1 protein-coding gene is annotated in these 6,867 nt (G+C 57.2%); it reads right to left on the bottom strand.

Going from position 1 to position 6,867, the window contains the following annotated elements; translation table 11 throughout:
- Nucleotides 1-6,867, bottom strand: a 6,867-nt coding sequence (locus tag IQ235_RS14865) for a beta strand repeat-containing protein (RefSeq protein ID WP_264322227.1), incomplete at both ends; no start/stop codon positions are given.

A 6,867-nucleotide genomic window follows, 5' to 3' on the forward strand; every position in this document is an offset into this window, starting at 1 on the left:
ACTCCCAACTGGGCGGCAGTCGCTTCGATAATCGATCGCAATTGCGCCGCGTCGGTGAAGTTCAAGGTTTCGCCCCCCCGAACCCGATCGACAATTTGGGAAATTAGCGCCGATGCGGCCTGGTTCTGGCGGTCGGCGAGATTTTCGGTTGCCTCTCCCTCCACCGTTTCGGGAACCAAACCGTTCACCCCGAAAATTAGTAAGTTTTGCAGTTGCGCTTGGGTGCGGAACACCGTTGCCGCGCTGTCATCTCCGGCGCGAATACCTGCCAGGGGACTCTCCTCGTCGAGGTTGAAGCCGGTCGGCAATCCCAACGCCTGCTCGATTTGAGCTTCCACCGTCTCGGGGTTCGCGGCTTCGAGTCTCAAGGTCAGCATCGTCAGCGGCGATGCCACATCCCACTGGGGTGAGGTAATGAAATCGAAGCGCTGGTCTTGGTAGGTGTCCGTATCCACCCCATCGGTGACGACCACTTGACCTTCAGCCAGGTCGATTTGACCGTTGCCGTTGGTATCGTAGATTTCTAAGGGGATAGCCAACTCGTATCCACCGTTCTGGCGGGTCACCGTAAACGGTTCTGCGGGGTCTTGAATGCCGTCGAAGTTGGCATCGAAGAAGACCGTCGCCCCGGCAATCGGGCCGTCGAAGGCGGTGGAGACGCTGAAACCATTTTCGCCGTACTCGAACTCGGCGAGGGTAAAGGGACCGAAATCGACGGAGTAGAAGGTTTCTTCAATCCCGAGAACTTCGCCCCGAATCCCCACTTCTGCCGAAGCCGTCAGCGCGCCGTAGAGGTTGAACAGTTGCCAGGGTTGGAGGATGTTGGCCCCAATTTCGGAAATTGCCCGAATTTTGCCGTCTGCGGTTCCCGCGCTTTCTCCCGTATCCCGGAAGTCGATGCCCAAATCCCCCCGCAAGCCACCCTGGGCGTAGGCTTCGATTTTGGCAACGCCAAAATTGAGTCCCGCCGATAAGCCCAGTTCCAGACCCAAGGTTCCGTAGAACTCGTCCACATCTGCCCCCGTCCCGTCGGCGTTTTCGGTATCGCTGACGTAGAAGCCATCCAACACGAGGAAACTGGCACTGGGATCGAAATTCGCTTGAGACCAGTCGTAGAACCCTTGGGTATCGAAGCCAAATGCCAAGTCTGCACCCCCACCGATGTCGCCGCCAAAGTTGAGGGCGATCGTCGGCGGCCCCACCCAAACGGGGAACGAAGCGCTAAAGCCCGCCCCCAATTCTAAGGCAGGCAGATCGTAGGTGAACAGGGAAACATCTTCCTTGCCCAACAACAGATCGATCGCCACCATCGGATCGGTGAGAATCGGGAATTCCAGGGTACTATCGTTGCGAATCGTGTCGAACAGTTCTTGGCGCGATCCGGTGGTGGAGGTGGTGAGTTGACTTTCCACCGGCAGCGCCGAGACTTTAGGCAGCGCCGATTTCACTGCATCGGTACTGGGAAGGGAAATCGACGAAACCGTATTGGTTACGCCACTGCTAATGTCGTCAAAAGAGGGAACCTCGAACCCTTTACCCAAATCCGGTAGGGCGATATCGAAAGAACCGAGATCCACCACGTAATTGCCTTCGGTATTGGCAATCTCATCGATTAAGCTGCTAATACGATCGATGGTTTGAACCGCACTGATAAACGGTTGGACGTTGACTTTACTTTGGGGCAGAACGGCAACCAGATCGATTAGGGAAACATTGCCATCGCCATCGTTGTCGAGGGGTTGACCAAACAGTTCGTCCACCCCCAGAGAGGAGAAGAAGGGGATATCTTGTTGTAGGAAGTCGAGTACCGGACGCAGGGGATCGACGACATCGTTGACTTTGCCAAAAACGGGCTTGGCAAAATCGCTGACGAAACTACCCGCATCGACGCGCAGGTTATCGAAGGCCACTTCCGGGACTTGCGGCCCGGTAAACGTCCCGTCTTTATAGCTGAGGGCTTCCCAATCGACGTTGATGTCGAACAGGAACTGGGGCAGTACCGTACTCCCTTCGAGACTGGTGGCGACATTGAAACCGAGGTTAGCCCCAGCTTCGAGGGTGGGGTCGAATAAATCTTTGAGTTCGAAATCCCGAGACAGTTCCGAGAGGGTGAGGCGGTTTTCGTCGTCGGGGGCCTCTTGGGTGAGAATTTCCCCTTCGTCCTCCTCGTACTGGCGGTTGCTGTTGAGGTCGAAGCGTCCCAACACCGGCAAATCCGGGAACGTGCCGTCCGCAGCTTGTTCGACGATCGGTTCTCCAGTTTCCCACTCCCCGCTACCGTCAGCATCGAGGAATTGGATTTGAGGGGTGTTATCGAGATCGTTGAGGGCAACGCTTAAATCGACCCCCGCGCCGGTGGGATCGTCGGGGTTGTTGGCCGCATCGACCCGCAAGAATCCCAGATTTCCGGTGGCGTTGAAGTCTTCGTTGAGATCGACCCCCACCGAGGCGTTGACCCCCGTGGAATCGGTATTGACAAAAAAGCCGAAATCGTTATTCCAACCGATACCCAGACCCAACTCGTACCCGAAACTGGTGATGGCTTCCCCCTCGACTTCCAATCCCAAGGCGGGAATGCCCAGGTCGGCATCGAGACTGGTATTGATTTCGTAGGTGTTGCCGATGCCGATGTCGAAGGTGGTTTCGTCCAAACCGACGGCGATATCGACCCCGACTTCTGTCTCGATGCCGACGTTATCGAAGGCCGTTTGAATCGCATTTTCGATCGTGTCGCCCACCTGGGTTGCCGTGGCCTGACCCCCGGCTTCGAGTTCGGCAACCAGGAAATCGCGGAAGGTGCCGATGAAGTTCGGGGCGTACTCGGCGAGGGAACCCACCAGGGGTAACTCGATCGCGTTGAGTTGTTGGGTTAGCAAGCCGTCGATTTCGTCGAGAATCGTCCCCATCCCCGTTGCCACTTGGCTGCTGTCGAGTTGGGCATCGGCGATCGTCACCGGAATTGGGGCAATCTCAAACCCATCGTAGTTGAGGTCGGTACTGGTAACGGTAAAGCCGAGATCGAAAAGTTCGGGGTCTTCTGAAATTGTGTCTCGCAGACCGAAGACGGGAATATTCAAGGTGTCCGCCCAGTTATCGGGGGTGACGACTAAATTGGGAATCGGTTCGAGGTCGTCTCCGGTGTCGAAGGCGATGGTGACATCGGCAATGGGTTGGGTGGCAAACGTTGCCTCGATAAAGTCGGGGTTGCCCGAACCTTCGATAACGTAGGTTTGCGAACCCGTCCCTCGAATGGCAAGACCGGTGGTTTCATCTTCGGTAATCGCCACGGGAATATCGACGATCGCCCAGCCGTCGTAGTAGCTATCGGCGCTGCTGACGGTGTGGGAAATGGTGGCGGTGCGATCGCCTGCATTGATATCGTCGTTTACCGCCGTCACCGTCACCGTTTGCGGCTGGTTCCAGTTCGTTTCGTCAAAAATGAGGGAATTGCTGCTGAAGCCCAGTTCTACGTCCCCAGTCAGCGGCCCAGTCACCGCATTGGCGCTGCTAGCCAGGTCGATGGTGACGGGGTTGAGGGGGGCGCTATCCAGGACGATAGTGTAGCTATCGGTCGCCCCGTTTTCCGTCACCTGGGTGGTAAAGCTACTCTGGCTGACTTGAATGCCGGGGGTATCGTTATCGATAATTTCCATCTCCACCGGATCGATCGCCAAGCCGTTGTAGTGGCCGTCGTTGCTGCTGGCGGTGTGGGTAATGGTTTGGGTGCGATCGCCTTCAACGGAGGGGTTGTCGAATACCGGCAGGGTCACCGTTTGGGGAACGTTCCAGTTGGCGGGGGTGAAGGTGACGGTGTTTCGATCGGGTGTCACCTCGCCGTCGGTCTCCACAGTAATGGTAACGTCGTCCTCGGGTTGGCTGGTGAGTTCGACGGTGTAGCTGTCGCCGGACACCTCTTCGAGGATGCGGGTGGTGTTCCCCGACTCGCGGACGCGCACTCCGGCGACATCGTCGTCGTGGATAGTGAGGGTTTGGCTGGCGTTGCCCGCATCGACGGTGTAATCGGGGCTGTCGTCGAGGGTGACGGTAATGGTTTCCCCGCCTAATTCGACGAGGTAGTCTTGCAGCGGGTTGACGGTGATATCCGCCCCGGTGGACCCTTCGGCGATGAAGACCGATCCGGTGAGGGTAGTGTAGTCCTCTCCCGCCGTGGCGCTGGCGGCGGTGACGGTGTAGTTGAGGGTCAATCCCCCAGCCAGAGGTGGTTGGTCGAGGGCGATGGCGAACCGTCCGGTCACCAGACCTTCTTCGCTGGCGGCTTCGGCGGCGACGATACTGGCTTGGGGTCGATCGTTATCTTCGATCGCCAACACCGCTGGGGTGACTTCTGTTTCCTTGAGATAGTTGATGTCGCCGTGGTCGAGAATCCGATGGGTCAGGGTGCTGCTGTGGAGTCCTTCGACTTTGGTATCGTCGGTGGCGCGCACGTAGATATCCTTGGGGGCGATATCTGCCAGGTTGACGATGAGACTTTCTGCAAACGTCACCCCGTCGAGACTGACTTCCGTTTGGGTGTCGGCGACGACTTCCACGGGAATGTCTTCGCTGGGGGGTTTGGTCAGTTGCAGGGTATAGGTGGTGCTGCCCCCTTCGGTTATCGGATTCGGGGTGGAGACTAACAGGTTGAAACCTTCATCGTCGAGGTTGATGAGGCTGACGGATTCAGAGGCGAGGCTGGCGTAGCGGGTATCGTCGCTGGTAATACTCGAAACCAAGTTGTAGGGGATATCGCCATCTTCGGGGATGTCGTCGATCCCCTGTACCGTCAGGGTTTTAGCCGTTTGCCATTCCTCGGGGGCAAAGGTCACCGAAGCCGACGCACTCAGGGTTCCCCCGTTGGCGAAGAGGCCTTCGTCGCCGTTATCGGAAGTCAGCGTCACCGTCACCGGGGCGATGGGTTGGCTTTCCAAGCGCACTTCCACCGTTGCGGTCGCCCCTTTCTCGGTGGTGGTGTTGTCGAGGGCGGTGAGGCGCACGCCAGCGACATCGTTATCTTGGATGGCGATCGTTGCGGTTTGGGCGCTGGGATCGGCTTGGTAGTTGTTATCGGGTTGGATAACTGGGGTGGGAGACTGAGGATCGAGGGCCAAGGTCAAGGTGCGATCGCCCTCGGCAATTTGGTTATCGAGGGCTTGGACTTGAATCGACGCGGTGGTTTGACCTTTAGCGACGGTGACGCTGCCGGAAATGGGGGTGAAATCGGTTCCGGAGGTGGCGCTACTGGTATCGGAGAGGGTGTAGGCGATCGTAATATCTTCGTGGGCGATTCGATCGAGGGCGACCTGGAAAGCCCCTAACGTCCCATCTTCGTTGGCATCGGCACTCGGTTGGATATTGACCGTATATAAATGGTCGTCATCGCCGATCGCAAATTGGATTTCGTTACTGTCCCCCACGCTGTAGAGTTCGCCGCCACTGGCATCTTTGAGACGAACGGTAATGGTTTCGTTGGGGTCGTAAAGGCGATCGTCCACCGGACTGATGGGGATAGCTGCCGTCGTACTGCCTTCGGGAATATAGACCGTGCCGGTGAGGGGGGCAAAGTCCGCACCGCTGGTGGCACTTGTGCTACCGGCGACGACTTCGTAGCCGATATTCACGCCCCCTTCCAGGGCACCGGTTGCCAGATTGACGTTGAAAAGACCTGCAACTTCCCCGGCTTCTGCGGGGTCGTTGACTCGTTCGAGGTTGACAACCGGGATAACGTCGTTGTCGGCGATCGTGAAATCGATCGATTGAGTACCGCCGAGGGTGTAGAGGGCCGCGTTCGTGGGATGGCTGGCGAGATTGACACTAAAGGTTTCGCCACCGGCTTCGTAGATGAGGTCGTCGGGAATGTCGATTTCGACATCGGCCGAAGTGGCGCTATCGGCAATGAAGACGCGACCGGCTGTAGCGTTAGTATCGGCAAAATCCGTCCCCGAAGTGGCCGTCCCCGCTACGAGGTTGTAGTAGAAGTAGGTTCCTTGCTGCGCGCCGGAGGTTTCGTTACCCAATGCCGCCGAACTGAGTTGGACGCGGAATTTGGCTTTAGTGCTGCCTTCTTGGGGGGCGGTGATGCTGGCAATCGTCACCGTGGGAGCCACTTCATTATCGGCGATCGTCAGCGTTGCATTGCCCGTGCCGATGTTATAGTCTTTACCCGCGCCGTTGCTGGAGTTGCCCAGGGTAATGGCGATCGTTTTGTCGCCATCGAGTTGAGTATTCCCGATCGTATTAATCGCGATCGTTTTGCTGCTTTCCCCTTGAGCGACGCTAATCGCCCCAGTCAGGGAGTCGTAGTCCCCGTCGTTCCCCGCCGTTGCCGTCCCGCCCACGGTGTAGGGAATGGTGAAGTTATGGGGGGCGGGTTTATCCAGGGTAATGGTAAACGAACCGCTATCCCCTTCGGTGACGCTAGCCGTGCCCACAGCAATACCGATGGTGGGTTCGTTATCTTCTAGGGTCAGCGTCTTGGTGGTGGTTCCTAGATTGTAAATACTACCCGACGAGAGGGAAAATTGAATCGTTTCGTTGGGATCGTAAGTGGTGTCGTTGACCGGAACGATATCGAGGGAAAGACTCGTCGTATTGGCGGGAATTGTCAAGGAGCCATTGAGAGACGCACCATTGTATTGCAACTGGTAGTCCGTGCCGCTCGTTGCCGTTCCCCCGAGGGAAAACGGAACCGTTAACCGACCTTGGAAACTGTTCAGATTGAGGGTAATGCTGCCATTGGTTCCATTTTCTGTCGGGTTGACAATATTCCCTAAGTTCAACGTCGGCTTGCTCAGCGTCCCCAAACCGTAGACTTGCCCGTTCGTATAAGTCGAGCCGAGTTGTAATGCCGTAGCACCGCTATACTCGTAC

Source organism: Zarconia navalis LEGE 11467 (genome assembly GCF_015207075.1).
In the GTDB taxonomy this organism is placed as follows: Bacteria; Cyanobacteriota; Cyanobacteriia; order Cyanobacteriales; family Geitlerinemataceae; genus Zarconia; species Zarconia navalis.